At 66.8% G+C, this 25,887-nt stretch carries 20 protein-coding genes; 5 read left to right on the top strand and 15 right to left on the bottom strand.

Going from position 1 to position 25,887, the window contains the following annotated elements; translation table 11 throughout:
- Positions 1-48: 48 nt before the first annotated feature.
- The 4 genes from pilB to coaE all read left to right on the top strand — a co-directional run bounded on the left by pilB (position 49) and on the right by coaE (position 4,670).
- Positions 49-1,764, top strand: coding sequence for a type IV-A pilus assembly ATPase PilB (gene pilB / locus ACYVGE_RS01070; protein WP_460726277.1), 1,716 nt, complete (start codon positions 49-51; stop codon positions 1,762-1,764).
- A gap of 3 nt (positions 1,765-1,767) precedes the next feature.
- Positions 1,768-3,024 carry a type II secretion system F family protein gene (locus ACYVGE_RS01065; protein WP_460726275.1) on the top strand — a complete coding sequence of 419 codons (1,257 nt, stop codon included), beginning with the start codon at positions 1,768-1,770 and terminating at the stop codon, positions 3,022-3,024.
- A gap of 23 nt (positions 3,025-3,047) precedes the next feature.
- The gene (locus ACYVGE_RS01060) at positions 3,048-3,911 is read left to right on the top strand and encodes a prepilin peptidase (RefSeq protein ID WP_460726273.1); all 864 of its coding nucleotides are present in this window, start codon (positions 3,048-3,050) and stop codon (positions 3,909-3,911) included.
- A gap of 135 nt (positions 3,912-4,046) precedes the next feature.
- A complete protein-coding gene (gene coaE / locus ACYVGE_RS01055; protein ID WP_460726272.1) occupies positions 4,047-4,670 on the top strand; it encodes a dephospho-CoA kinase in 624 nt (207 codons plus the stop codon).
- Between the two features lie 72 nt (positions 4,671-4,742).
- On the opposite strand, the gene ACYVGE_RS01050 is transcribed toward coaE, so the two are convergent.
- The 3 genes from ACYVGE_RS01050 to ACYVGE_RS01040 all read right to left on the bottom strand — a co-directional run bounded on the left by ACYVGE_RS01050 (position 4,743) and on the right by ACYVGE_RS01040 (position 9,690).
- The gene (locus ACYVGE_RS01050; RefSeq protein WP_460726270.1) at positions 4,743-5,741 is read right to left on the bottom strand and encodes a Nudix family hydrolase; all 999 of its coding nucleotides are present in this window, start codon (positions 5,739-5,741) and stop codon (positions 4,743-4,745) included.
- Positions 5,742-5,792: 51 nt separating this feature from the next.
- Positions 5,793-8,522: a preprotein translocase subunit SecA gene (secA, locus tag ACYVGE_RS01045; RefSeq protein ID WP_460726268.1), complete on the bottom strand. Its 2,730-nt coding sequence runs from the start codon at positions 8,520-8,522 to the stop codon at positions 5,793-5,795.
- 250 nt (positions 8,523-8,772) lie between these two features.
- Positions 8,773-9,690, bottom strand: a complete 918-nt coding sequence (locus ACYVGE_RS01040) for a peptidoglycan DD-metalloendopeptidase family protein (protein WP_430537904.1) — start codon at positions 9,688-9,690, stop codon at positions 8,773-8,775.
- Here ACYVGE_RS01040 and ACYVGE_RS01035 point away from each other — a divergent pair.
- The gene (locus ACYVGE_RS01035; RefSeq protein WP_460726265.1) at positions 9,682-10,164 is read left to right on the top strand and encodes a DciA family protein; all 483 of its coding nucleotides are present in this window, start codon (positions 9,682-9,684) and stop codon (positions 10,162-10,164) included. The genes ACYVGE_RS01040 and ACYVGE_RS01035 overlap by 9 nt on opposite strands.
- Positions 10,165-10,480: 316 nt before the next feature.
- On the opposite strand, the gene lpxC is transcribed toward ACYVGE_RS01035, so the two are convergent.
- The 12 genes from lpxC to ACYVGE_RS00975 form a co-directional block, all read right to left on the bottom strand.
- Positions 10,481-11,392: a UDP-3-O-acyl-N-acetylglucosamine deacetylase gene (gene lpxC / locus ACYVGE_RS01030; RefSeq protein ID WP_460726264.1), complete on the bottom strand. Its 912-nt coding sequence runs from the start codon at positions 11,390-11,392 to the stop codon at positions 10,481-10,483.
- A 397-nt stretch (positions 11,393-11,789) separates the two neighbouring features.
- Positions 11,790-13,034: a cell division protein FtsZ gene (gene ftsZ, locus ACYVGE_RS01025; protein WP_460726262.1), complete on the bottom strand. Its 1,245-nt coding sequence runs from the start codon at positions 13,032-13,034 to the stop codon at positions 11,790-11,792.
- A gap of 122 nt (positions 13,035-13,156) precedes the next feature.
- The gene (ftsA, locus tag ACYVGE_RS01020; RefSeq protein ID WP_310050816.1) at positions 13,157-14,407 is read right to left on the bottom strand and encodes a cell division protein FtsA; all 1,251 of its coding nucleotides are present in this window, start codon (positions 14,405-14,407) and stop codon (positions 13,157-13,159) included.
- The gene (locus tag ACYVGE_RS01015) at positions 14,404-15,147 is read right to left on the bottom strand and encodes a cell division protein FtsQ/DivIB (RefSeq protein WP_460726259.1); all 744 of its coding nucleotides are present in this window, start codon (positions 15,145-15,147) and stop codon (positions 14,404-14,406) included. Before ACYVGE_RS01015 ends, ftsA begins: the two co-directional genes overlap by 4 nt.
- Entirely contained in the window at positions 15,144-16,127 is a 984-nt protein-coding gene (locus ACYVGE_RS01010; protein WP_460727255.1) for a D-alanine--D-alanine ligase, read from the bottom strand. Before ACYVGE_RS01010 ends, ACYVGE_RS01015 begins: the two co-directional genes overlap by 4 nt.
- A gap of 2 nt (positions 16,128-16,129) precedes the next feature.
- A complete protein-coding gene (murC, locus tag ACYVGE_RS01005; protein WP_460726257.1) occupies positions 16,130-17,584 on the bottom strand; it encodes a UDP-N-acetylmuramate--L-alanine ligase in 1,455 nt (484 codons plus the stop codon).
- Positions 17,581-18,696: an undecaprenyldiphospho-muramoylpentapeptide beta-N-acetylglucosaminyltransferase gene (gene murG, locus ACYVGE_RS01000; protein WP_460726255.1), complete on the bottom strand. Its 1,116-nt coding sequence runs from the start codon at positions 18,694-18,696 to the stop codon at positions 17,581-17,583. Before murG ends, murC begins: the two co-directional genes overlap by 4 nt.
- Complete coding sequence (gene ftsW / locus ACYVGE_RS00995; protein WP_460726253.1) at positions 18,693-20,000, bottom strand: putative lipid II flippase FtsW; 1,308 nt, start codon at positions 19,998-20,000, stop codon at positions 18,693-18,695. Before ftsW ends, murG begins: the two co-directional genes overlap by 4 nt.
- Positions 20,000-21,085, bottom strand: a complete 1,086-nt coding sequence (gene mraY, locus ACYVGE_RS00990) for a phospho-N-acetylmuramoyl-pentapeptide-transferase (RefSeq protein ID WP_460726251.1) — start codon at positions 21,083-21,085, stop codon at positions 20,000-20,002. The genes ftsW and mraY overlap by 1 nt, the downstream gene beginning before the upstream one ends.
- Positions 21,075-22,487 carry a UDP-N-acetylmuramoyl-tripeptide--D-alanyl-D-alanine ligase gene (locus ACYVGE_RS00985; protein ID WP_460726249.1) on the bottom strand — a complete coding sequence of 471 codons (1,413 nt, stop codon included), beginning with the start codon at positions 22,485-22,487 and terminating at the stop codon, positions 21,075-21,077. The genes mraY and ACYVGE_RS00985 overlap by 11 nt, the downstream gene beginning before the upstream one ends.
- Complete coding sequence (locus tag ACYVGE_RS00980) at positions 22,484-23,971, bottom strand: UDP-N-acetylmuramoyl-L-alanyl-D-glutamate--2,6-diaminopimelate ligase (protein ID WP_460726247.1); 1,488 nt, start codon at positions 23,969-23,971, stop codon at positions 22,484-22,486. The genes ACYVGE_RS00985 and ACYVGE_RS00980 overlap by 4 nt, the downstream gene beginning before the upstream one ends.
- The gene (locus tag ACYVGE_RS00975; protein ID WP_460727254.1) at positions 23,968-25,737 is read right to left on the bottom strand and encodes a peptidoglycan D,D-transpeptidase FtsI family protein; all 1,770 of its coding nucleotides are present in this window, start codon (positions 25,735-25,737) and stop codon (positions 23,968-23,970) included. Before ACYVGE_RS00975 ends, ACYVGE_RS00980 begins: the two co-directional genes overlap by 4 nt.
- Between the last annotated feature and the right edge of the window lie 150 nt (positions 25,738-25,887).

The raw sequence follows: 25,887 nt of genomic DNA, 5'->3' as shown, positions 1-25,887 counted from the left end.
GCCGTTTTGCGCTACATTCGCCTTGGGGATGTATTGCGGGAGAATCCAATGAGTGCCGTTACCACCAACCTGGTGGGCATCACCGGCATTGCCCGGCGCCTGGTGCTGGATGGCGCCCTGGAAGAACAGCCGGCCCGCGAGGCCATGGCCAGCGCCGCGGCTGAGCGCAAGCCGCTTCCACTGTATTTGTCCGAAAAGCGACTGGTGTCGATGGCGCAGCTGGCGGCCGCCAATTCGTTTGAATTCGGCGTGCCCTTGTTCGACGTCTCCGCCCTCGACCCCAATCAGTCCGCGATCAAGCTGGTCAATGAAGAACTGATCCGCAAGCACAACGTGTTGCCGATGTTCAAGCGTGGCAACCGCTTGTTCGTCGGCATTGCCGACCCGACCAACACGGTGGCGCTGGACGAGATCAAGTTCCAGAGCAACCTGGTGGTCGAAGCCATCCTGGTCGATGAGGACAAGATCCATCGCACCATCGAGCAGTGGCTGGCCACGGCCGACGTGCTCGCCAGCGACGACGACGAGGGGATGGAAAACCTCTCCTCCACCGGCGGTGACGAGGACCTCGCCAATGACAGCGGCGTCGATGCCAAGGGCGACGATACCCCGGTCGTCAAGTTCATCAACAAGGTGCTGGTCGACGCCATTCGCCGCGGCGCGTCCGACATACATTTCGAACCCTACGAAACCGAATACCGCGTGCGCCTGCGCATCGATGGCCTGCTGAAGCAGGTCGCCAAAGTGCCGGTGAAATTGCAGGCGCGTATCGCCGCACGCCTCAAGGTCATGGCCCAGCTGGACATCGCCGAAAAGCGCATCCCGCAGGACGGACGCATCAAGCTGAACCTGTCCAAGACCAAGCAGATCGACTTCCGCGTCAGCACGCTGCCGACGCTGTTCGGCGAGAAGATCGTGTTGCGTATCCTCGATGCCAGCGCCGCCCGGCTGGGCATCGACAAGCTCGGCTATGAAGAGCAGCAGAAGGAACTGTTCCTCGCGGCCATAAAAAAGCCTTATGGCATGGTGCTGGTCACCGGCCCCACCGGCTCCGGCAAGACCGTATCGCTCTACACCGCGCTCAACATCCTCAACGACGAGCAGCGCAATATCTCGACGGTAGAGGACCCGGTCGAAATCCGCGTCCCTGGCATCAACCAGGTGCAGATGAACGTCAAGCGCGGCATGACCTTCGCCGCCGCGCTGCGCAGCTTCCTGCGCCAGGACCCGGACGTGATCATGGTCGGCGAAATCCGCGACCTGGAGACGGCGGAGATCGGTGTCAAGGCCGCCCAGACAGGCCACATGGTGCTGTCCACGCTGCACACCAATGACGCACCGCAGACCATCGCCCGCCTCATGAACATGGGCGTCGCCCCATTCAACATCACCTCATCGGTGACGCTGGTGATCGCCCAGCGCCTGGCGCGCCGCCTGCACGACTGCAAACGGGTAGCTACGGTGCCCGAACACGCCCTGCTGGCCGAAGGCTTTACCCATGAGGAAATTGCCGCCGGGATGAAGATCTATGAGCCCGTCGGCTGTCCGGACTGTACCGAAGGCTACAAGGGTCGTACCGGCATCTACCAGGTGATGCCGATGTCCGACGAAATCCAGCGCATCGTTCTGGAGGGTGGCGGGGCCTTGAAGATCGCCGAGGCCGCCCGCGCGGCCGGCATCCCGGATCTCCGCGACTCCGCCCTGCTCAAGGTCAAGAACGGCGTCACCAGCCTCGCTGAAATCAACCGCGTCACCAAGGACTAAGCCATGTCCGCTACCCGCACCGCCGCCAAGCCCGCGACTGTCCGTCGCACCGACTCCATTCCCACCTTTGTCTGGGAGGGGACAGACAAACGCGGCATAAAGATGAAGGGCGAGCAGGCCGCGAGGAACGCGAATGTCGTTCGCGCCGAGCTGCGCCGCCAGGGCATAACGCCCGGGACGATCAAGACCAAGGGCAAGCCCCTTTTTGGCGGGGCCGGCAAGCGCATCACTCCCGGCGACATCGCCGTGTTTGCCCGCCAGCTGGCGACCATGATCAAGTCGGGCGTGCCGATCGTGCAGGCGCTGGAGATCATGGGCGGGGGGCAGAAGAATCCCAAGATGCGTGACCTGGTCAACGGCCTGCGTACCGAAATCGAAGGCGGCTCGTCCCTGCACGAGGCACTGAGCAAGTATCCCGTGCAGTTCGATGAGCTGTTTCGCAACCTGGTGAAGGCTGGCGAAGCGGCGGGTGTGCTGGAAACCGTGCTCGACACGGTGGCCACGTACAAGGAAAACATCGAGAGCATCAAGAGCAAGATCAAGAAGGCGATGTTCTATCCCACGATGGTCGTCGCCGTCGCCATCATCGTCAGCGCCATCCTGCTGATCTTCGTCGTACCCACCTTCAAGGATGTGTTCGCGCAGTTTGGTGCGGACTTGCCGGCGCCCACGGCGTTCGTGGTTGCGATCAGCGAGTTCACGGTCCAATGGTGGTGGCTGGGCCTGCTGGTGGCGGTGGCCACAGCCGTCGCGCTCATCATGGCCAAGAATCGATCCACCACCTTCGCCCGGTTTCTCGATCGGGCGCTGCTCAAGATCCCCGTCATCGGGCAGATCATGCACAACTCGGCGATTTCGCGATTCTCGCGGACATTGGCCGTGACCTTCCGCGCGGGCGTCCCCCTGGTGGAAGCACTGGAATCCGTGGCCGGTGCGACCGGCAGCGGCGTGTATGAGACCGCAGTCCTCCGCATCCGCGATGACGTGTCGGTGGGTTACCAGCTCAACATGGCGATGAAGCAGGTCAATCTCTTCCCACACATGGTCGTGCAGATGACGGCGATCGGCGAAGAAGCCGGCGCTCTGGATACGATGTTGTTCAAGGTCGCCGAGTTCTACGAGGAAGAAGTGAACAACGCGGTGGACGCACTATCCAGCCTGCTCGAGCCGATGATCATGGTGTTCCTCGGCGTGGTGGTCGGCGGCATGGTCATCGCCATGTACCTCCCGATCTTCAAGCTCGGCGCCGTCGTCGGCTGATACTCAGACAGGCTCCCTGATAGATGGCATTCCTGGACCAGAACCCCGCCATCGGCTATCCGCTGGTGGCGGGCTTCGGGCTGCTCGTGGGCAGCTTTCTCAATGTGGTGATCCTGCGCCTGCCCAAGCGGCTGGAGTGGGAATGGAAGCGCGAGGCGCGCGAAGTGCTGGAGGAGCCGGAGGTCTATGACCCGCCGCCCCCAGGCATCGTGGTCGAGCCTTCGCACTGCCCGCACTGCAAGCACCAGCTGAGCTGGTACGAAAACATCCCGGTCTTCAGCTGGCTGGTGTTGCGCGGCAAATGCCGCCACTGCAAGGCGCCGATCTCTGCGCAGTATCCGCTGGTCGAACTGCTGACGATGCTGCTGTTCGTGGCGGCGGTGTGGCGATTCGGCTTTGGCTGGCAGGGCTTCGGGGCGATCGTGTTCACCGGCTTCCTGGTTGCGATGTCGGGGATCGACCTGCGCACGCAACTGCTGCCCGACAGCCTGACGTTGCCGCTGATGTGGCTGGGCCTGATCGCAGCCTCCGACAATCTGTACATGCCGGTGAAACCGGCGCTACTCGGCGCGGTGGCGGGCTACATCAGCCTGTGGTCGGTGTGGTGGTTGTTCAAACAGCTCACCGGCAAGGAGGGCATGGGGCACGGCGACTTCAAGCTGCTGGCGGCGATCGGCGCGTGGACCGGATTGAAGGGCATATTGCCGACGATCCTGCTGTCCTCGCTGGTGGGCGCGGTGATCGGTTCGATCTGGCTGGCCATGAAGGGGCGCGACCGCTCGGTGCCGATTCCGTTCGGTCCCTACCTGGCGATTGCCGGCTGGATCGTGTTCTTCTGGGGACAGAAGATGATCGACGCCTATCTGCGCATTTCCGGGTTGGGCTGAGCCAGCCCTTCGGCGAAGCCCTGGTCGACGGCACTGTGCCCCTGCCCTGCCCACACACCGAGGCAGGGTGTCTGGCGATTGGCATCAGGCCTGCGAGCGCGCGCAAAGCCCGCGTCGTTCGGCGAGAATCCCGGCATGAGCGATTGCATCATCGGCGTTACCGGCGGCGTCGCCTCCGGCAAGAGTGAGGTCACGCGGCGCTTCGAGGCGCTGGGCGTCCTCGTCGCCGACGCGGATGTCGCGGCACGCACGGCGGTCGCGCCGGGCTCCCCGGGATTGGCCGCCATCGTGGCGGCATTTGGCCCGTCCGTGCTCACGGCGGATGGCGGCCTGGACCGTGCCGGCATGCGCCAGCGCGTATTCGGCGACGAAGCCGCGCGCAGGCACCTGGAGTCGATCATCCATCCCCTGGTGCGCGCGCAACTGCAACACCAGTGCGAGGCCGCGCAGGGTCCCTACGCCATCGCCGCGATCCCGCTCCTCGCGGAAGGCGGTGGTCGCGCAGCCTATCCGTGGTTGCAACGCATCCTGGTCGTCGACGTCGCGACGGAGATCCAGCGGGCCCGGCTGATGCAGCGCGACGGTATCGATGCAACGCTGGCGGAGCGCATGATCAATGCACAGGCGTCACGCGCGCAGCGGCTGGCAATCGCAGACGACGTGATCGTCAACGCCGGCGGACTGGAGCTGCTGGACGAGCAGGTGGCCGCGCTCGACCGCCGATACCGGGCGCTGGCTCTGCAGGCCGAATCCTCCTGAGCACTCACGCCAGGCCCATACCGCGAATTCGATGCATTACTGACGCCGCTGCCGAGTGAGGCCGACGCTCGATCAGTGCGGCCACAGCCCGCGAATCGCCGCGATGCCTTGGGCGCCGTGGTGCCTCGCCTCGCCGATATCGTCCGGTACCAGCCCACCGATTGCATAGATCGGCAACGACACGGCTTCGCGCAATCCGGCAAAACCTTCCCAACCCAGCGGTGCGGTTCCCGGGTGGCTCGCGGTCGGCCTGATCGCCCCGACCACGGCGAAGTCGCAACCGATGGCCTGTGCGGCGAGCAGTTCCTCGAGCGTGTGGCACGAAGCCGCGACCACGCCTCCATCGGGAAGCGGCCGCTTCGTGAGGCCAGCCAACTGCGATGCGCGCAGATGCAGTCCCATGCCCAGTGATTGCGCGAGCTCGATATCCGCATTGACCAGCACTTGCGCTCCGACTTCCCGGCAGCGCGCGACGGCTTGCGTGACGAGCGATCGCCAGCGTTGTGGCTCGCATGCGGGTGCACGCAGTTGCACGCGGCGAATGCCGTTGGCCAGCGCGCGCTCCAGCGTGGCCAGCCACACGTCGTCGTCGTTGCCCGGTTCGGGGGTGACGAGATAGCGATCCGGCTGGGTCAGCGCCGCCACCACCGGGATATCGGCGGGCGGCATCGGGTAGTCGGCCAGCTTGTGCGGCGGCACCCAGGCCAGCGCCTGGCCCTCGAGGCCACGCACGGTGCCACGCCACGCCTGCACGCCGTACACATCCAGGCACAGGCGCTTATGCGGATAGGCTTGCGGCACGCGGATCAGGGGCGCGCCGATTTCGATCTCGATGCCGAGCTCCTCGCGCAGCTCGCGCGCCAGGGCGGTTTCGGCGCTTTCATCGACCTCATGCTTGCCGCCGGGAAATTCCCACAGGCCGGCGAGATCACGGCCTTCGGTTCGACGGGCGAGAAGGATGCGTCCGCGGAGGTCGCGGATCACCCCGGCGACGACTTCGACGGGTTTCGTCCCCTCCCCCGCTTGCGGGGGAGGGTTGGGGCGGGGGTATGGCGACGAGGTTGATGGCAAACCACTTACCCCCATCCCGGCCTTCCCCCGCAAGCAGGGGAAGGAGCTGAATCAGGCCAGCTGGCCGTGGCAGTGCTTGTATTTCTTGCCGCTGCCGCACGGGCACGGATCGTTGCGGCCGACATTGGCGAACGCGGCGTTCGCCTTGGCGGCCTGGACCTGCGCGGCCTCTTCATCGGCACCGAAGCCGCCCATGTCCGGATGCTGGAACTGCATCTGCCGCGCCTGCGCCTCGGCCGCTGCACGTTCCTGCGCTTCCATCGCGGCGATTTCCTCTTCGCTGCGGATGCGCACGCGCGCCAGCAGCGTGACCACTTCGCGCTTCACCTTCTCCAGCATGTCGCTGAAGAGCTCGAAGGCTTCCTTCTTGTATTCCTGCTTCGGCTGCTTCTGCGCGTAGCCGCGCAGGTGGATGCCCTGGCGCAGGTAATCCATGCGGGCCAGGTGCTCCTTCCAGTTCTGGTCGAGCACGTTGAGCATGATGTGTTTTTCGAGCATGCGCATGGTTTCCGGACCGAGCTGCTGCTCGCGATCCGAGAAATGCGCGGCGACCGCTTCCTGCACGCGCGCGGTGATCGTCTCCGCGTCGATTTCCTTCGCGTCATGCACCATCTGCACGACGGGTACCTGCAGGCCGAATTCCTGCTCGATCGTCGACTGCAGGCCCGGCAGGTCCCACTGCTCATCCACGGATTCCGCGGGCACGTGGCGCTGGACGATCTCGGCCACCACGTCTTCGCGGATGCCTTCGATGTTCTCCTGCACGCTCTCGGCTTCGAGCAGCTCGTCGCGCTGGCCGTAGATGACCTTGCGCTGGTCGTTGTTGACGTCGTCGAAATCGAGCAGGTTCTTGCGGATGTCGAAGTTGTGCGCTTCCACCTTGCGCTGCGCGCCGGCGATCTGCTTGGTGACGAGCCCGCTTTCGATGACGTCGTCTTCCTTCAGGCCCATGCGCGCCATCGCCTTCTGCACCCAGTCGGCCGCGAAGATGCGCATCAGGTTGTCTTCGAGCGACAGGTAGAAGCGCGAGGAGCCCGGATCGCCCTGGCGACCGGAACGGCCACGCAGCTGGTTGTCGATGCGGCGCGACTCGTGGCGCTCGGTGCCGACGATGTGCAGGCCGCCGGCCTGCTTGACCGCCTCGTGGCGCGCCGACCATTCGGATTTCATGCGCTGCTTGGTTACTTCGTCGACTTCACCGCCGTTGGCGGTTTCAAGCGCGGCGAGCTCGGCCTCGAGCGAACCGCCCAGCACGATGTCGGTACCGCGACCTGCCATGTTGGTGGCGATGGTGACCGCGCCCGGACGGCCCGCCTGCGCGACGATGTGCGCTTCGCGCTCGTGCTGCTTTGCGTTGAGCACTTCGTGCGGGATGCCGGCTTCCTTGAGCTGGTCGCTGAGCATTTCCGACACTTCGATCGAGGTCGTGCCCACCAGCACCGGCTGGTTGCGCTTGTTCGCCTCGCGGATCTCGTTGAGCACCGCGCGGTACTTGCCGTTGCGGTTGAGGAACACCGCATCCGAATGATCCTTGCGCACCATCGGACGGTGGGTCGGAATCACGATGACTTCCAGACCATAGATGCTCTGGAACTCGTAGGCTTCCGTGTCCGCCGTACCGGTCATGCCGGACAGCTTCTTGTACATGCGGAACAGGTTCTGGAAGGTGATGCTGGCGAGCGTCTGGTTCTCGCGCTGCACCGGCACGCCTTCCTTCGCTTCCACGGCCTGGTGCAGGCCGTCGGACCAGCGGCGGCCGGCGAGCGTGCGGCCGGTGAATTCGTCGACGATGATCACTTCGCCGTCGCGCACGATGTAATCCACGTCGCGCTGGTAGATGGCATGCGCGCGCAGCGCGGCGTTGAGGTGGTGCACGACGCTCAGGTTCTGCGCGCCGTACAGGCTGTCTTCATCGCCCTGCAGGATGCCGGCCTTGCGCAGCAGGTCTTCGGCATGTTCCTGACCGGCTTCGGACAGGTGGACCTGCTTGCCCTTCTCGTCGACCCAGTAATCGCCCTCGCCTTCTTCGGTTTCCTGCTTGGTCAGCGAAGGAACGATGCGGTTGACCTTGATGTACAGCTCCGGCGATTCGTCCGCCGGACCCGAGATGATCAGCGGCGTGCGCGCCTCGTCGATCAGGATCGAGTCGACTTCGTCGACGATCGCGTAATGCAGGCCGCGCTGGAAGCGGTCTTCCTTCGACAGCGCCATGTTGTCGCGCAGGTAGTCGAAGCCGAATTCGTTGTTGGTGCCGTAGGTGATGTCTGCTGCGTAGGCGGCATGCTTGTCCGAGTGCGGCATGTTGGGGTACACGACGCCGACGCTCAGGCCCAGCCAGTTGTAGAGCTTGCCCATCCAGGCCGCGTCGCGGCGGGCCAGGTAATCGTTCACGGTGATGACGTGGACGCCCTTGCCTTCCAACGCATTGAGATAGGTCGGCAACGTGGCGACGAGCGTCTTGCCCTCGCCGGTGCGCATTTCGGAGATCTTGCCCAGGTGCAGGACCATGCCGCCGATCAGCTGCACGTCGTAGTGGCGCATGCCGAGCACGCGCTGTGCGGCTTCGCGGCAGACCGCGAAAGCCTCGGGCAGGACCTTGTCGAGCGACTCGCCAGACTGGATGCGCTGCTGGAACTCGGGCGTCTTGGCCTTCAGCTCGTCATCGGACAGCTTCTGCATCTCCGCCTCGAGGGCGTTGATCTTGTTGACCGAGCGTTGCAACTGGCGGAGCAGGCGTTCGTTACGGCTACCGAAGACGCGGGTAAGCAGGCTGTTGAGCATGGTTGGGCCGGGAGGACTCGTTAAAAGCGGAATTCTGGGTCGGGTTTCGATGCGGCGTGCGCCGTTCGATCCCGGAAAAGGAAAAAGGGCGCCGGGCGCCCTTTTCTGGCACGTCAATTGTAGCTGGTGGCGACCCTGGACGCTTGCAAGGGTACGGCCGTCACCAATTTGAACCGGCGCACACGGGCGCGGAAGGCCCCAAAGAAAAACGGCGCACCCTGGGGCGCGCCGTTCGAGAAATTGGTTGGCCTCAGCCGTTGACCAGCGGCGAATGCTGGCTCAGGAAATTGCGCGGATTGACCGCCTGACCGTTCTTCCATACTTCCAGGTGCACGTGGGCGCCGGTCGAACGCCCGGTGGAACCGGCCTTGGCGATTTCCTGGCCGGCGCGAATCAGCTCGCCGACGTGGTGTTCCAGGCGCGAGTTGTGCGCGTAACGGGTGACGTAGCCGTTGCCGTGGTCGATCTCGATCACGTTGCCATAACCCGAGCGCACGCCGGCAAAGCTGACGACGCCATCGGCCACGGCCAGCACCGGATCGCCGACGTCGGCTTCGAAATCGATGCCTTTGTGGAACTGGCTGCCGCCGACGATCGGATCGACGCGGCGGCCGAAGCCCGAGGTGATGTAGCTGTCGGCGATCGGTTCGCGCGACGGCACGGAGTTCATGTCGAGCTGGCGGTTGAACAGCATCGATTCCAGCACCGACAGCTGCTCGCCCGACTGGACGAACTGGCGGCTGAGGGTATCGAGCCCTTCGTGCAGTTCCGGCCGGGAAATGTCGCGGACCGGACCGGTACCACCGACGCCGACCGGCTTGTCGAAGTTGAATTCACCGTCCTGCAGCTGGCCGATGCGGGTCAGGCGCTCGCCCAGGGCGTTGAGACGGTTGGCTTCGGCCTGCAGTTCGCCGAGGCGGGCAGCCAGGGCATTGATCTCGCGCTGCGATTCGCGGCGCGACGCGGCCAGCTGCGCCTGCTGGTTGCCCACCTGCATGCGCAGACCGGCCGTACCGAGCAGGCCGGAGGCGCCGCCGGCAATGAAGCCCACACCCAGCAACGCGCAGACGGCCACGGCCGGTCGGCGAGCGCCGAGGCTGCTGATCGAGTCAACGAGCCGAGCAAGGGGCTTCTTGCGGAATTTGTTTACGATAAGTGGATGGGTCATCTGTCCGATTCGGTTCTTGACGTGTCCAAATCTCCAACACCGCGTCGCCCCTCCACCCCGCAGGCCGCGCTCGAAGCGCTGCTTGCGGAACCGGCTGGTGACCCGATCCGTAGAGCCCTCTGGCTCGACGGGTTGGACCGTCAGTTGCGTCCCCTCCTGCCACCGACGCTGGCCCCGCATGCGCGGTTGGCCAACTTCGAGCGCGGCAGGCTCGTTTTTGTCGTCGATGCTCCGGTGTGGCGGGCCAAACTGCGGCTCGCTGCTCCTGAGCTTCTCGACGCAGCCCGATCCCTCGGACTTGAAGCGACCGAACTCGTGGTCAAGACGACCTTGAGTCCGTCGGCCGGTGCGGTCCCGCCACCCCTGGCGAGTGCCAAAACGCGACCGATGTCGAAGACGGCGCACGATGCCCTGCAAGCCGCCCTGGCGTCCCTTCAACAGCCCGACCCTTCGGGCTCCGATGACGCCGATTGACCGGTTCTTTACCCAAACTGCGTTTTAGTGCTGCCTGGGCCAATCATTCGGTCGGGCGCATCCTATCGGCCCACCCCCCTGATTTTGTTAAGAATCAGGAAGCGAGTTGGCAGAAAAACGTTAAGGTTCGGTTAGTCGGGCCGCCAAGGTTCATCTCTGTGACCAAGGTCGCGCTAGGGGGAATCCCCCGGATGGGGCATCGCCGCGGCGATCGCCGCTAGAACGGATTCAGAAGGATGGCCAAGGAGCCGGTTGCTGCATTGCGCCACGGCTCTGGCGAGGATTCGCCAACCCAGCCCTTTCGAAACGGGGCCGATCAGACGATCTGCGGGGAGCCGTAGACCACAGGAGCCGGCTGGCTTTCGTCGGCGAAGCTCACTTCTTCCCAAGCCGAGCGTTCGGCCAGCAGGGCGCGGACCAGCTTGTTATTGAGGGCGTGGCCCGACTTGTAGCCCTCGAAGGCACCGATGATCGGGCGGCCGGCCAGGTACAGGTCGCCCACCGCATCGAGGATCTTGTGGCGGACGAACTCGTCCGCGTAACGCAGCCCGTCGTCGTTGAGGACGCGGAATTCGTCGAGCACGATCGCATTGTCCATCGACCCGCCCAGGCCGAGGTTGCGTTCGCGCATGTATTCGAGGTCGCGCATGAAGCCGAAGGTACGGGCGCGGCTGACTTCCTTTACATAGGAGGCCGTGGAGAACTCGACTTCGGCACGCGACTGCGTGGCCGGGATGGCCGGGTGGTCGAAGACCACGGTGAAACCGATGCGGAAGCCGTCGTGCGGTTCGAAGCGGGCGATCTTGTCGCCGTCGCGCACTTCCACCGGGCGCTTCACGCGGATGAAACGCTTGGGCGCTTCCTGCTCGCGGATGCCTGCCGATTGCAGCAGGAACACGAAGGGACCGGCCGAGCCATCCATGATCGGCACTTCCGGGGCAGACAGATCGATATAGCAGTTGTCGATGCCCAGGCCGGCGAGCGCCGAGAGCAGGTGCTCGACCGTCATCACCTTGCCGGCACCGCTACTCAGGCCGGTGCACAGCACGGTCTCGGTGACGAGGTCCGCACGCGCGGGCACCTCGACGACGGGGTCGAGGTCGATGCGGCGGAATACGATGCCGGCATCCACCGGGGCCGGACGCAAGGTGAGGAAAACTTTCTCACCACTGTGCAGGCCCACGCCGGTGGCGCGGATCACATTCTTGAGGGTGCGCTGGCGAAGCATCGGTCGGTGTCAGCCCTGGGATCGGGGGATCGGGACTTTGTTCTTGTCGGACGTTCCCGAGCGCACAGGGCGCCCTGAAAACGGGGCGGCAAGGTTAACACGCAGCTGGCTGAACCTTAACGAAAAAGACATATCACAAAACCCGTTTTGCGGGGGTGTCGTCACGTTTCCCGCCGACCCGGACCGGACGCCGGGGATGGAAAAAGCCGGTCGGCAGATGCCGACCGGCGCAAGATCTCCGGGCACAGGCGGCCAGGAGCCCAGGGTTCAAGCCGGCCGGGGACGAGTCCGGCCGACCCGGGACCGATTCCTCGGTCCCCTGACACTGAAGCCGCGTCGGTGGCAAACCACCGACGCTTTCGCGGGTACAACAGCGGGTCACAGGCCCGCCTATCAATCAGTCGGCCTGGCGGCGCAGGAACGCCGGGATGTCCAGGTAGCTATCACTGCCGCCGAAGTCGGCCACGGCGGGCGCCGCCGGCTCGCTCACGCGGCTGCCGCCACGCAGGCTGCCGGCGAACGACGGCGGGCCACCCAGGAAGCCATCGGACACCGCATCGATCGGCAGGCCGGTGGTGCCATCGCGCTTGACCTGGGTGCGGACGAGTTCGACCTGCGGACGCTGGCGGGCATCGCTGAAGTCGGCACGCTCGCCATGGCGGATCGGCTGGCGGACCACGGCGCGGTTGAGGCCGGTGGCGACCACGGTGACCTTGACCTCGTCCTGCATGTCCGGATCGAGCACGGTGCCGATGACCACCGTGGCGTCCTCGGAGGCGAAGTTCTCGATCGTGCGGCCGACTTCATCGAACTCGGCCATGGTGAAGTCCGGACCGGCGGTGATGTTGACCAGGATGCCGTTGGCGCCGGACAGGTTGACGTCGTCGAGCAGCGGATTCTGGATCGCGGATTCCGCCGCGGCCTGGGCGCGATCGTCGCCGCGTGCCGAGCCGGTGCCCATCATCGCCAGGCCCATCTCGGACATCACGGTGCGCACGTCGGCGAAGTCGACGTTGATCAGGCCCGGACGCACGATCAGGTCGGCGATGCCCTGCACGGCGCCGAGCAGCACGTCGTTGGCGGCGCGGAAGGCCTGGATCATGGTGGCGTTGCGGCCGAGCACGGTGATCAGCTTCTCGTTCGGGATCGTGATCAGCGAATCGCAGTGGTGCGACAGCTCCTCGATGCCCTTGAGCGCGACCTGCATGCGGCGGCGGCCTTCGAACGGGAACGGCTTGGTGACCACGGCCACGGTCAGGATGCCCATCTCCTTGGCGAGCTGCGCCACGACCGGTGCTGCGCCGGTGCCGGTGCCGCCACCCATGCCGGCGGTGATGAACACCATGTCGGCGCCGGTCAGCGCATCCATGATGCGTTCGCGGTCTTCCAGGGCTGCCTGACGACCAACCTCCGGATTGGCGCCTGCACCCAGGCCCTTGGTGACATTGCTGCCGAGCTGCAACTGCAGCTTCGCGCCGCAGTTCTTGATTGCCTGCGCGTCGGTATTGGCGGTGATGAACTCCACGCCGTCGACGCTGCCGTTGACCATGTGCGCGACGGCGTTGCCACCGCCACCGCCGACGCCGACGACCTTGATCACCGCGTTCGGGGCCATCTTCTCCAACAATTCGAAATGTGCCATGTCCTCGTCCTCTTGTTATGTGTTGCTAGTGATTGATCGGGGGATGCCAAGTTGCTCTCAAGAACTGCAAGTCGCCCTTCCACCTGCCACCGCACCGCCGCGCCTTCGCGGCAGCGCTCGAATCAGAATTCGCCCCGGTACCAGCTCTTCAGCCGGTTGAAGAGGCTGCCGGCACGACCCGCGGAAATCGTCGGGCGCCGCGGGTTTTCGATCTGGCTGCCCATCAGCAGCAGGCCGACGCCGGTGGCATGCACCGGGTTGCCGACCACCTCGCCCAGGCCGGTGACGTGCTGCGGGATGCCCACGCGCACCGGCATCTGCAGCATTTCCTCGGCCAGCTCGACCACGCCTTCCATCTTCGCGGCGCCGCCGGTGAGCACCATGCCCGCACGCACGTGCTGCTCGAAGCCGCTGCGACGCAGTTCGGCCTGGATCATTTCGAAGATTTCCTCGTAGCGGGCCTGCACCGCCTGCGCCAGCGACGCGCGCGGCATGCGCCGCGGCGGGCGGTCGCCCACGCTCGGCACCTGGATCGATTCTTCCGCGGTCGCCATCTGCGCCAGCGCGCAGGCGTAACGGACCTTGATCTGTTCGGCTTCGGGCGTGGGCGTGCGCAGCATGTGCGCGATGTCCTCGGTGACCTTGTCGCCGGCGATCGGCAGGCTCGCGCTGTGCGCGATCGCGCCCTGCACGAACACCGCGATGTCGGTGGTGCCGGCGCCGATGTCGACCAGGACCACGCCGAGCTCGCGCTCGTCGCTGGTGAGCACCGCAGTGCTCGATGCGAGCACGCTGAGCACGAGGTCGTCGACCTGCAGGCCGCAGCGCTGCACGCACTTGCTGATGTTGGCGGCGGCCGACTGCGCGCACACGACCAGGTGCGCATGCACCTCCAGGCGCACGCCGGTCATGCCGACGGGATTGCGGATGCCCTCCTGAGAATCGTCGAGCACGTAATCGCGCGGGATCGCGTGCAGGATCTTCTGGTCGGCGGGGATCGCCACGGCCTTGGCCGCTTCGAGGACCCGGTCGAGGTCGCCGTAGGTCACCTCGCCATCGCGGATCGGCGCGATGCCCTGCGAGTTGCGGCACTGGATGTGGCTGCCTGAGATCGAGGCGTAGACCGAACGGATCTCGCAGCCGGCCATCAGCTCGGCTTCCTCGATCGCGCGCTGGATCGACTGCACCGTCGATTCGATGTCGACCACCACGCCACGCTTGAGTCCGCGCGATTCGTGCGAGCCGATGCCGATGACTTCGATCGGTGCGCCGGGGCGGCCTTCATTGGGCGAATACTCGCCCACCAGCGCCACCACCTTGGAGGTGCCGATGTCGAGTCCCACGATCAGCGATTTGTCGCCCTTGCGATTCATGTATTTCCCTGAACTTGCGGCGCGTCGATGTAGGCCTGGGCCGGAGCCGGCTTCCACGTCAGCGCGAAACCATTGGTGTAACGGAGGTCGGCGCGCGCGAGCTGCTGCGTGTTCTGCGTCAGCAACTGGGGCAGCAGGCGCACGAATCGATCGAGACGGGCGCGCGCTTCGCTGCGGCCGACGATGACGACGGCGCCGTTGGTCAGCCCCAGCGTCCAGCTGCCGCGCGGATCCAGTGCGACTTCGCGCACGTCGATGCCGACCTTGGCGAACAACTCGCGCGACTCGTTGTAGAGCTCGACCACCTCGGCGCTGCGCGCTTCCGGGCCGGAGAATTGCGGCAGGCCGTCCGGCACCACGATCCCCTTGGCGGGAAACAGGCGGCCATGCTCGGAGAGCACGCGGTCGGTGCCCCAGCGTGCGAACGGCTTGTGTTCGACCACGCGCACTTCGAGCACGTCGGGCCAGCGCTTGCGCACTTCGGCGGTTTCGACCCACGGCAGCCTGGCGACGGCATCCTGCGCGGATTCGAGATCGACCGCGAAGAAGCCGCGCTTCGCATAGGGCAGCAGCGTCTTCCGCAACAGCGCACCGTCGACGCGGTGGAATTCGCCCGTGGCCTGCAGTCGCGTCAACGGCCAGTGGCCCGCGCCGACCCAGCCGTTGAGCACGGCCACGACCGGCAGCACGACCAGGGCGACCGCGAGGATCCAACCGGCGATGCGCAGCAGCGCGTTCACTTCGGCGCGGCCTCCGTGGTCGGAGCTTCGACGGCCTGCTCGAGGATCCGCCAGCACAGGTCCTCGAATCCGATGCCGACCTGGCGCGCGGCCTTGGGCACCAGCGAATGGCTGGTCATGCCCGGCGCGGTGTTCACTTCCAGCAGGTAGAACTTGCCGCTATTACGATCCCGCATCACGTCGACGCGGGCCCAGCCCGTGCAGCCGGCGGCGAGGAACGCCGCCAGTGCGATGCGGCGGATTTCCGCTTCGGCATCGCCTTCCAGGCCGGGACACAGGTACTGCGTGTCCTCGGCAATGTACTTGGCGTTGTAGTCGTACCACTCGCCCTTGGGCACGATCCGGATCGACGGCAGCGCCTGGTGCGCCGTGCCATCGCCGAGGATGCCGACGGTGAGTTCGTCGCCGACCACCATCTGCTCCATCAACAACTCGCCGGGATAGCGCGTGGCCAGTTCCACCGCGGAGTCGAGGTCGGCATCGTTGAACACGCGCGAGACGCCGACGCTCGAGCCTTCGCACGAGGGCTTCACGATCACCGGCAGGCCGAGCTCGCGCGCGGCGGCGTGCACGTCGGCACCCTTCTCGAGGCGCACGTAGCGCGGCGTCGGCAGGCCCAGCGACAACCACACCTGCTTGGTGCGGATCTTGTCCATCGCCAGCGCCGAGCCGAGCACGTCCGAACCGGTGTACGGCACGCCCAGTGCTTCGAGCAGGCCCTGCAGCACGCCGTCTTCGCCACCGCCCTTGTTGCCATGGAGGATGTTGAAGACGCGATCGACCCGATCCGCACGGATCGCATCGATCAGCGCGGGTATCCCGTCGACCGCGAACGCGTCGACACCGCGCGAACGCAGCGCTTCCAGCACGTTGCGGCCGGAATCGAGCGAGACCTCGCGCTCGGAACTGGTGCCGCCCATCAGCACGGCGACGCGGCCGAAGACGGCCGGATCGGTGACGCGCGCGGCGGCGAAATTCATGCTCACTTCGTTTCTCCCGCGAATCCATTGGCAGCCAGCTGCTGCGCGGCATGGCCGATGTCGCCCGCCCCCATCATCAGCAGCAGGTCGCCGTCGTTGAGGACATCGGGCAGCACGCCTGCGAGCTCGCCCGCACTGCTCACGACGATCGGATCGATGCGGCCACGCGTGCGGATGGCGCGCGCCAGCGACTTCGCATCGGCGCCGGCGATCGGCGCTTCGCCAGCCGGATAGATTTCCGTCAGCACCAGCGTATCCACCGTCGACAGCACCGCGGCGAACTCGTCGAACAGGTCGCGGGTGCGGCTGTAGCGATGCGGTTGGAAGGCGACGACGAGGCGGCGATCCGGCCAGCCGCCGCGCGCGGCGGCGAACACGGCCTCGAGTTCCTTCGGGTGATGGCCGTAGTCGTCGACCAGCTGCACCGTCGCGCCCTTGGCCGTGGTGAGCTGGGCGAGCAGGTTGAAGCGGCGGCCGATGCCTTCGAATTTCTGCAACGCGCGGGCAATGGCGTTGCTGTCGACGCCCAGTTGCCAGGCCACCGCGGCGGCGGCGAGCGAGTTCTGCACGTTGTGGCGACCCGGCAAGGCGAGCTCGACGGGCGTGCGGGTGCCATCGGGGAGGCACAGCATGTAGCGCATGGCCGGGCCATGCTGGGTCACGTCTTCGGCGCGCACGTCGGCGTTCTCGGCGAAGCCGTACGTCATTACGTGGCGCGTGGTGTTGCTGGCCAGCGCCGCCACTTCGGCGTCGTCGATGCACAGCACGGCCAGGCCGTAGAACGGCAGGTGGTGCAGGAATTCGTCGAACGCGGCCTGGACCTTGGCGAAGTCGCCGCCGTAGTTCTCCAGGTGGTCGGCATCGATGTTGGTGACGATGGCGATCTGCGGATTGAGGCGCAGGAAGCTGCCGTCGCTCTCGTCGGCCTCGGCCACCAGCCAGTCGCCCTTGCCCAGGCGCGCATTGGCGCCGGCGGCGAGCAGCTTGCCGCCGATCACGAACGTCGGATCGATGCCACCCTCGGCCAGCACACTGGCGAGCAGCGACGTAGTGGTGGTCTTGCCATGCGTGCCGGCCACGGCGATGCCGCGCTTGAAGCGCATCAGTTCGGCCAGCATTTCCGCGCGCGGCACGATCGGGATGCGCTGGGAGCGGGCCTCCATCAGTTCCGGGTTGTCGCGGCGGATCGCCGAGGACACGACGACGCAGTCGGCGCCCAGGACGTTGGCGGCGGCATGGCCGCGCATCACGTTGATGCCGAGCGAGGACAGGCGGCGCGTCACGGCGTTGTCGGCCATGTCGGAACCCGATACCACGTAACCCAGCGTGGACAGCACTTCGGCGATGCCGCTCATGCCGACACCGCCGATGCCGACGAAGTGCACGCGCGCGCCGGCACCACCACTGGCGACGAGGTCGCCGGTGTGCTGCATGCGGTGGCGGTTCTGCGGGGTCATGAATGTTCCTTGTTCGATTGTTCGAGCACGATGGTCGCCACGCGCTCGGCGGCATCGGGCCTGGCCAGCGCACGCGCGGCCCGGGCCATCGGCAACAGCAGGTCGCGCTCGCCGAGGATCTCCAGCGTCGCGGACAAGCGCTGCGCGAGTTCGCCGACATCACTGCCCTGCGGCAGCAGCTGCGCGGCATTGCGGTCGACCAGGAACTGCGCGTTCTTGGTCTGGTGGTCGTCGACGGCCTGCGGGAACGGCACCAGCACGCTGCCCACGCCGACCGCGCACAACTCGGCGAGCGTGAGCGCGCCGGCACGGCAGATCACGATGTCGGCCCACGCGTAGGCCGCGGCCATGTCGGCAATGAAGGGTTCGACCGACGCGTGTACGCCGGCCTGTGCGTAGGCCTGCACGGCCTCGTCGCGCATCTTCTCGCCGCACTGGTGGCGCACGTCGAAGCGGAGGTTGCGCGGCAACGAGGCAATGGCCCTGGGCACGGCGCCGTTGAGGGCGCGTGCGCCTTGGCTGCCACCGAGCACGAGCAGGCGCAGCGGGCCTTCGCGGCCGGCGAAGCGCGCTTCCGGCGGCGCGATGGCGGCGATCTCGGCCCGCACCGGGTTGCCTACCACTTCCTCATTCGCAAACGTCTGCGGGAACCCGGTGAGGATGCGGCGCGCGAGCTTCGCCAGCACGCGGTTGGTCATGCCCGGTGCACGGTTCTGCTCATGCACGATCAACGGAATGCCGGCGAGCCGCGCGGCGAGGCCGCCCGGGCCCGCGGCGAAGCCGCCAAAGCTCACCACCGCGCGCGGCTGCCGCTCGCGCAGGGTCTGGCGCGCGGCACTCACCGCGCTGAGCAGCTTGAACGGCGCGGCGAACAGCGTCGCGATGCCCTTGCCGCGCACGCCACGCACCGCGATGGTGTCGATCGCGATGCCGTGCTGCGGAACCAGGCGGGTTTCCATGCCGCCTTCGCTGCCGAGCCAGAGCACGGGAACGTCGCGCGCACGCAACGCCTTCGCGACGGCGAGGCCGGGGAAGATGTGCCCGCCCGTGCCGCCGGCGAGGATCATCACCGGATGCAGGTCGGAGTCGGTGGCGGCGGCTTCGTGGCTCATGCCGTCCTCCCGTAGGCCTTGTCCAACACCGGCTCGACGCGCTGACGCAGGCGGCTGGTGCCACGCGCTTCCGCGGTGACCACGGGCAGCGGTTGCGTGGTCGCGGGCATCGCCGCCGCGGGCGCCTGCGCATCGCCGCGCAGGCGCGCGACCTGGCGCTGCGCGCGGTCCAGTTCGAACGACACGCGCAGCAACACACCGAGCGCGGCACAGGTGAGCAGGACGCTGGAACCGCCCGAGGAAATCAGCGGCAGGGTCAGGCCCTTGGTCGGCAGCAGGCCGAGGTTCACGCCGATCGAGACGAAACTCTGCAGCGACATCCACAGCGCGATGCCGAACGCGCAGTAGCCGGCGAAGTGGCGGCGCATCTCCACGCACTTCAGGCCGATCCAGAATGCGCGGCCGGCCAGGCCCGCGTACAGCGCGATGATCGCGAACACGCCGACGAAGCCCAGCTCTTCGGCGATGACGGCGAGGATGAAGTCGGTGTGCGCTTCGGGCAGGTACGACAGCTTCTGCACCGAAGCACCGAGGCCGACGCCGAACCATTCGCCGCGCCCCACCGCCATCAGCGCGTTGGTGAGCTGGTAACCGCTGCCGAACGGATCGGCCCACGGGTCGCGATAGGAGACCAGTCGCTGCACGCGGTACGGCTCCATCAGGATCATGCCGGCCAGCAGCGGCAGCGCGCACAACACCGGAAAAAGCATGCGCGGCAGGTTCACGCCACCGAGGACGAGCATGCCGGCGGTGATCGCGAGGATCAGCGCGGACGAACCGAAGTCCTTGTGCACGACCAGCAGGATGCCGACCAGCAGCCCGGCGACGCCGAGTGCCTTGATCATCGCGCGCCACGTGGCGCTGACCTCGTCGCGGAAGCGCGCGAGGAAGCTCGAAAGCCACACGATCAGCATCAGCTTGACCGCTTCCACCGGCTGGAACGTGAGCACGCCGAGGTTCAACCAGCGGCGCGCGCCCTTCGCAGTGACGCCGATGCCCGGGACGACGACGAGGATCAGCAGCAGCAGGCACACCAGCGGCAGCCACTGGCTGTGCTGTTCGATGGTCTTCATTTCGGTGCGCATCGCCGCGTACGCGAGGCCGAGGCCGAAACCGAGGAAGACCAGGTGGCGGAACAGATAGTGGAAGGGACCGGCATCGCGGCCCTCGGCAATGGCGATCGAAGCCGAACCCACCATCACCACGCCCAGGCATGCGAGCGTGCAGGCGATACCGAGCAGCCACGGATCGAAGCGGCCCCCAATGTCGTCCAGTCGCGTTGCCTGGCGTGAGAGGTCGTTCATCAGCGCACCTTCAAGGTCGCCAGGCCGACGAGGACGAGGATCACCGAGATGATCCAGAAGCGCACGATCACGCGCGGCTCCGGCCAGCCCTTCAACTCGAAGTGGTGGTGGATCGGCGCCATCCGGAACACGCGCTTGCCGGTGAGCTTGAACGAGGCGACCTGGATCATCACCGACAGCGTTTCGATGACGAAGATGCCGCCCATGATCACCAGCACCAGTTCCTGGCGCACGATGACGGCGATGCAGCCGAGCACCGCACCCAGTGCCAGTGCGCCGATGTCGCCCATGAACACCATCGCCGGATAGGTGTTGAACCACAGGAAGCCCAGGCCGGCGCCGGCGATCGCCGCGCAGATGATCACCAGTTCGCCCGCACCCGGCACCTGCGGGATCTGCAGGTAGTTGGAGAACACCGCATTGCCCGAGGCATAGGCGAACACGCCCAGCGCGCAGGCCACCAGCACGGTCGGCATGATCGCGAGGCCATCCAGGCCGTCGGTGAGGTTCACCGCGTTGGAGAACCCGACGACCCACAGGTAGGCGAGGAAGACGAAGCTGATGCTGACCAGCGGCAGCGCCACCGTCTTGAAGAACGGGATGTAGAAGGTCGTCGCCGCCGGCGCGTCGGCGGTGTAGTACAGGAACAGGCCGACAGCGAGTCCGAACACCGACTGCAGGAAGTACTTGGTGCGCGACTTCATGCCGTTGGGATCGCGCTTGACGATCTTGATCCAGTCGTCCCACCAGCCGATGCAGCCGAACGCGACCATCACCGCCATCACCAGCCACACATAGCGGTTGCGCAGGTCGCCCCACAGCAGCACGGAGGCGAGGATGGTCAGCAGGATCAGCGCGCCGCCCATGGTCGGCGTGCCCGCCTTGGAGAAGTGCGACTGCGGGCCTTCCTTGCGGATCGGCTGGCCACCCTTGAGCTGGGCGAGGCGGCGGATGACCGCCGGCCCCCACCACAGCGACAGGAACAGCGCAGTCAGTGCCGCGAGGATGCCGCGGAAGGTGAGGTAGCCGAACAGGCCGAAGAGGCTTTGCAGCTGTTCGAGCCAGCGGAAGAGTTCAAGCAGCATCGGTAGTCCCCTTAGGCCCTGCCGGGCGTTCTTCGCCGAGCACCGCCTTCACGATCTTGTCCATCGCGCTGCCGCGCGATCCCTTTACCAGGACGCGCACGCCTTCGCGCAGGTCGCCGCGCAGCGAGGCGATGAGCGCATCGTGGCTGTCGAATTGGTAAGCGCCTTCGCCGAAAGCCTTGCCGGCCTCAGCGCTGAGTTCGCCGAGGGCGTACAGGCGCCTGATGCCCGCGGCCTTGGCCCGCCGGCCCATTTCAGCGTGCATCGGGCCGGCATCGACACCGAGCTCGCGCATGTCGCCGAGCACGAGCCAGCCTTCGCCATTGCGGCTCGCTTCCGCGAGCGTGTCGATGGCGGCCGCGAGCGAGCCCGGATTGGCGTTGTAGCTGTCATCGATCAAGACGGCGCCGTCGCGCAGGCGATGGACGATGAGGCGGCCGGCGACGGGCTCGGCGGCGTTGAGGCCCGCGCCGATGATGTCGAGTGGCACGCCCAGGCCCAGCGCGATCGAGGCCGCTGCCAGTGCGTTGCTTACGTTGTGGCGACCGGGCATCGCCAGGTCGATCGCGGTTTCGCCCTGCGGCGCGACCAGCACGAAGCGCGAACCGTTTTCGGTGGGTTGGATGTCGCGCGCGGTGACGTCGGCGCTGGCATCGAGGCCGAAGCGGATCAGGCGGTGGCCATGCGCGCGCTCGGCGAAGAACGGCGCGAAGGCTTCATCGGCGTTGATCACCGCGACGCCGTCCTCGGGCAGCGCGTCATAGACCGCGCCCTTGGTGTCGGCGACGCCGAGCAGGCTGCCCATGCGCTCCAGGTGCGCCGGTGCGATGTTGTTGACGAGCGCCACGTCGGGACGCGCGACCGCGGTCAGGTAGGCGATGTCGCCCGGCTTGCCTGCGCCCATCTCGTACACGGCGAACTGTGCGTCCTCCGGCGCGTCGAGCACTGCCAGCGGCAGGCCGATCTCGTTGTTGCGGTTGCCGGGATTGGCGTAGGCATGGCCAGCCCGCGACAGGATCGCCATGGCGAGCGTCTTCACGCTGGTCTTGCCATTGCTGCCGGTGATGCCGATGACCTTGACGTTGCTGCGGTCGCGCTGCATGGCGCCGGCGAGATCGGCCAGCGCGCGCTCGGTGTCGGCGACGACGATCTGCGGCAGCGGACCGCTGGCGCCGGACGCATCCACCACGCGCGACACCAGTGCGGCGGCAACCCCGCCCTGCGCCGCGACGGCAACATGGTCATGGCCGTCAAAGCGCTCGCCCTTCAGCGCAACGAACAGCGTGCGGCCGCCGGCCGGCAATGCGCGCGTATCGGTCGCGATGGCGTCGATCAGGGTGTTCTCGCCGTGCAGGCGGCCGCCAGTCATGCGGGCGATGTCGGAAAGTTGCAGCGGCTTCATGTACGCACCTCCAGTTGTGCCCGGGCGACTTCCGTGTCATCGAAGGGATGCTGCACGCCGTTGATTTCCTGGTAAGGCTCATGGCCCTTGCCGGCGATGAGCACGATGTCGTTGGGCCCGGCTTCGCCGATCGCGCGCGCGATGGCCGCGGCGCGGTCGCGCTGCACGACCACGGCACCCGGACGGGCGAAACCGGCAAGGATGTCCGCCACGATCTGGTCGCCGTCTTCGCTGCGCGGGTTGTCGTCGGTGACGATCACGGCATCGGCATTGGCTTCGGCGATCGCGGCCATCTGCGGGCGCTTGCCGCGATCGCGCTCGCCACCACAACCGAACACGCAGACCAGGCGCGCCTGCGCATGGGCGCGCAGCGACTTCAGCGCCTGTTCCAGGGCGTCGGGTGTGTGGGCGTAATCGATGACCACCAGCGGCCGGCTCTTGCCCTCGATCCCGCCATCGCCGCCGAGGCGGTTCATGCGGCCATGGATCGGCTGCAACTGCGACAGGGTCGCGGCGATCTGCGCGGGCGTATCGCCCGACGCGTACAAGGCACCGGCCACCGCCAGCAGGTTGTCGACATTGAAGCGGCCAAGCAGCTTCGATCGCACCGGATGCGCCTGCGTGCCCTCGACCAGATCGAAAGCGATACCGGCGCTGTCCAGTTTCAGCGCGTCGGCGCGCAGGGTCGCGCCGGCGGCACCGCGCGAGCTCAGCCCGATCACCTTCACGCCGGTGGGCAAGCGCGTGTGCAGATGAGCACCGTACTCGTCATCGAGGTTGACCGCCGCGGCCTGCAGGCCCGGCCACGCGAACAGGCGCGCCTTCGCGGCGCCGTAGGTGTCCATGTCGCCGTGGTAATCGAGGTGGTCGCGGGTGAGGTTGGTGAACACCGCGACATCGAAGTGCACGCCATCGACGCGGCCTTGGTCGAGCGCGTGCGAACTCACTTCCATCGCCACCGCCTGCGCGCCCGCGTCGTGCATCTGCGCCAGCAGTTCATGCAGCTTGAGCACCAGCGGCGTGGTGAAGCCGGTCGGCGTCACTTGTCCGTACAGGCCCGCGCCGAGCGTGCCGACCGTGCCGCAGCGCAGGCCGCGCAGCGTCCACGCCTGCGCGAGCAACTGCACGGTCGAGGTCTTGCCGTTGGTGCCGGTGACGCCGACCACCGTCATCGCGTCGGTGACGCGACCGTGGAAGCGGTCGGCGAGTTCGCCCAGGCGCGCGCGCAGGTTCGGCACGGCGATGGCATCCGCGGGCGCGGGCAGGTCGACCGGCGCCGGCGCTTCGAACAGGATCGCGCTGGCGCCGCCAGCGCGTGCCTGCTCGACGAACTTCAATCCGTGCGCACCGAAGCCGGCGATGGCGACGAACGCGTGGCCGGGCCTGACCTCGCGACTGTCCATCACCAGGCCGGTGATGCGCAGATCGCCGGGGATGCCGGCGACGTCGGGGAGCAGTTCGCGCAGGAGCATGGCGCGGCTCATTGCGTGCCCCCGTTGACGGGTGCAGGCAGGGTTGCGTCGGCCAGGGGCGCCGCGGCGGAGGCGTCGGGCAGGACCGGACCTTCTTCGCCGCGCAGCTCGTTGGCGTGCTGTGCGTTGTTCTGCGCGGCTATCCAGGTATCGATGTCGTCCGGCGGCACGTCCATCAGGCGCAGTGCGCCGTCCATGACCGTGCGGAACACCGGGGCGGAGACGAGGCCGCCGAAGTAGCCGCGCTCCGGATCGGGATCGTTGACGACCACGACCATCGAGAAGCGCGGGTTCTGCACCGGCACCACGCCGGCGAAGTAGGACAGGTAGCGGCGCGTGTAGCCGCCGGTCTCGCTGTACTTGCGCGCGGTGCCGGTCTTGCCGGCGACGTGGTAACCGAGGATCGCCGCCTGCGTCGCCGTGCCGCCGGTTTCGGTCACCGTCTGCATCATGCGCATGACTTCGTGCGCGACCTGCGGATCCAGTACCTGCCTGGGTTCGTTGCGCTCGCCCTTGACGAAGGTCGGCGTGATCAGCTTTCCGCCGTTGCCCAGGGATGCGTACACCATCGCGATCTGCAGCGGCGTCGCCGACATGCCGTAACCGTAGGCCATGGTGGCCTTGGTCGTGCCGCTCCAGCGCGAGGGCATGGCGAGCACGCCGGCGGACTCGCCAGGGAAGCCGCTGCCCGGCTTCTGGCCGTAGCCGAACTGGCGGATGAAGTCGTAGAAGTACTGGTCCTTCATCCGCGCCGCGAGCTTGGCCGCGCCGATGTTGGAACTCTTGGTGATCACCCCGGTGATCGTCTGTACGCCGTAGTTGCTGTGGTCGCGGATGGTGTAGCGCCCCAACTGCATGTAGCCCGGGTTGAGGTCGATGCGGGTGTCCGGCGTAACGATGTGGGCATTGAGTGCCGCCGCCACCGTGATCGGCTTCATCGTCGAACCCGGCTCGAACACGTCGGTCACCGCGCGATTGCGGTGCGTGTCGGCGTTGCCCATGGCCACGGCGTTCGGGTTGTAGCTGGGCAGGTTCACCATCGCCAGCACTTCGCCGGTGGCGATGTCGAGCACGACCGCCGAACCGCTGCTCGCGCCCGTCTTCACCAGCTGGTTGCGCAGCTCCCGATAGGCGAGGAACTGGATGCGGCGATCGATGGTGAGGGTCAGGTCCTGGCCCGGCTCGGCCGCCTTGATCAGGTCCACGCTTTCGACGATGCGGCCCTGGCCATCGCGGATGACGCGCTTGGAGCCGGGCTTGCCGCTGAGAATGTGGTCGAAGGACAGCTCGAGTCCTTCCTGTCCGCGGTCGTCGACGTTGGTGAAACCGAGCACGTGCGCCATCGCCTCACCCTGCGGGTAGAAGCGGCGAAATTCGCGCTGCGAGAACACACCCGGGATGTTGTGGGCGAGGATGCGGCGCGCCTGCTCGGGACTGATGCGGCGCTTGAGGTAGAGGAATTCCTTGTTCGCGCGCTGGGTGAGCTTGCGCGTGAGCACGTCGGCGGGAACTTCAAGCGCCACGGCGAGTTCCGGGATGCGCGCGGGATTCTCCAGCAGCTCCTTCGGATTGCCCCACACCGATTCGACCGGCGTCGACACCGCGAGCGGCTCGCCGTTGCGGTCGGTGATCATCCCGCGCGAGGTCGGAATGGGAATCTCGCGCAGCGATCGCGCCTGGCCCTGCTGCAGGTAGAAGTCGTTGTTCACGACCTGTACGTCGAAGGCGCGCACGACCAGCGCCACCGAGCCCAACGCCAGCGCGCCACCGACGATCATGAGCCGCTTGCGCAGGTCCAGGCCGCCGCGCTGGTGGCGCGCGCGCGCACTGCTCGCCGAAGGTTGGGCGGCGATGCGGGCGCGCAGCGCGTCGGCGACCTTGCTGACGAGGTGCTGGCGGCGGTCGTTGCGGGCGCTCATGGGCCCAGC

The organism is Lysobacter rhizosphaerae (genome assembly GCF_054779795.1).
Note: the sequence above shows the minus strand (reverse complement) of the source record. Positions and strands in the feature narration are given on the sequence as shown.

Bases quoted from the DNA above. Each gene is read 5' to 3' on its own strand.
- pilB (WP_460726277.1), top strand. From the start codon at position 49: ATGAGTGCCGTTACCACCAACCTGGTGGGCATCACCGGCATTGCCCGG.
- ACYVGE_RS01065 (WP_460726275.1), top strand. From the start codon at position 1,768: ATGTCCGCTACCCGCACCGCCGCCAAGCCCGCGACTGTCCGTCGCACC.
- ACYVGE_RS01060 (WP_460726273.1), top strand. From the start codon at position 3,048: ATGGCATTCCTGGACCAGAACCCCGCCATCGGCTATCCGCTGGTGGCG.
- coaE (WP_460726272.1), top strand. From the start codon at position 4,047: ATGAGCGATTGCATCATCGGCGTTACCGGCGGCGTCGCCTCCGGCAAG.
- secA (WP_460726268.1), bottom strand. From the start codon at position 8,522: ATGCTCAACAGCCTGCTTACCCGCGTCTTCGGTAGCCGTAACGAACGC.
- ACYVGE_RS01035 (WP_460726265.1), top strand. From the start codon at position 9,682: ATGGGTCATCTGTCCGATTCGGTTCTTGACGTGTCCAAATCTCCAACA.
- ACYVGE_RS01040 (WP_430537904.1), bottom strand. From the start codon at position 9,690: ATGACCCATCCACTTATCGTAAACAAATTCCGCAAGAAGCCCCTTGCT.
- lpxC (WP_460726264.1), bottom strand. From the start codon at position 11,392: ATGCTTCGCCAGCGCACCCTCAAGAATGTGATCCGCGCCACCGGCGTG.
- ftsZ (WP_460726262.1), bottom strand. From the start codon at position 13,034: ATGGCACATTTCGAATTGTTGGAGAAGATGGCCCCGAACGCGGTGATC.
- ftsA (WP_310050816.1), bottom strand. From the start codon at position 14,407: ATGAATCGCAAGGGCGACAAATCGCTGATCGTGGGACTCGACATCGGC.
- ACYVGE_RS01010 (WP_460727255.1), bottom strand. From the start codon at position 16,127: ATGAATTTCGCCGCCGCGCGCGTCACCGATCCGGCCGTCTTCGGCCGC.
- murC (WP_460726257.1), bottom strand. From the start codon at position 17,584: ATGACCCCGCAGAACCGCCACCGCATGCAGCACACCGGCGACCTCGTC.
- murG (WP_460726255.1), bottom strand. From the start codon at position 18,696: ATGAGCCACGAAGCCGCCGCCACCGACTCCGACCTGCATCCGGTGATG.
- ftsW (WP_460726253.1), bottom strand. From the start codon at position 20,000: ATGAACGACCTCTCACGCCAGGCAACGCGACTGGACGACATTGGGGGC.
- mraY (WP_460726251.1), bottom strand. From the start codon at position 21,085: ATGCTGCTTGAACTCTTCCGCTGGCTCGAACAGCTGCAAAGCCTCTTC.
- ACYVGE_RS00985 (WP_460726249.1), bottom strand. From the start codon at position 22,487: ATGAAGCCGCTGCAACTTTCCGACATCGCCCGCATGACTGGCGGCCGC.
- ACYVGE_RS00980 (WP_460726247.1), bottom strand. From the start codon at position 23,971: ATGAGCCGCGCCATGCTCCTGCGCGAACTGCTCCCCGACGTCGCCGGC.
- ACYVGE_RS00975 (WP_460727254.1), bottom strand. From the start codon at position 25,737: ATGATCGTCGGTGGCGCGCTGGCGTTGGGCTCGGTGGCGCTGGTCGTG.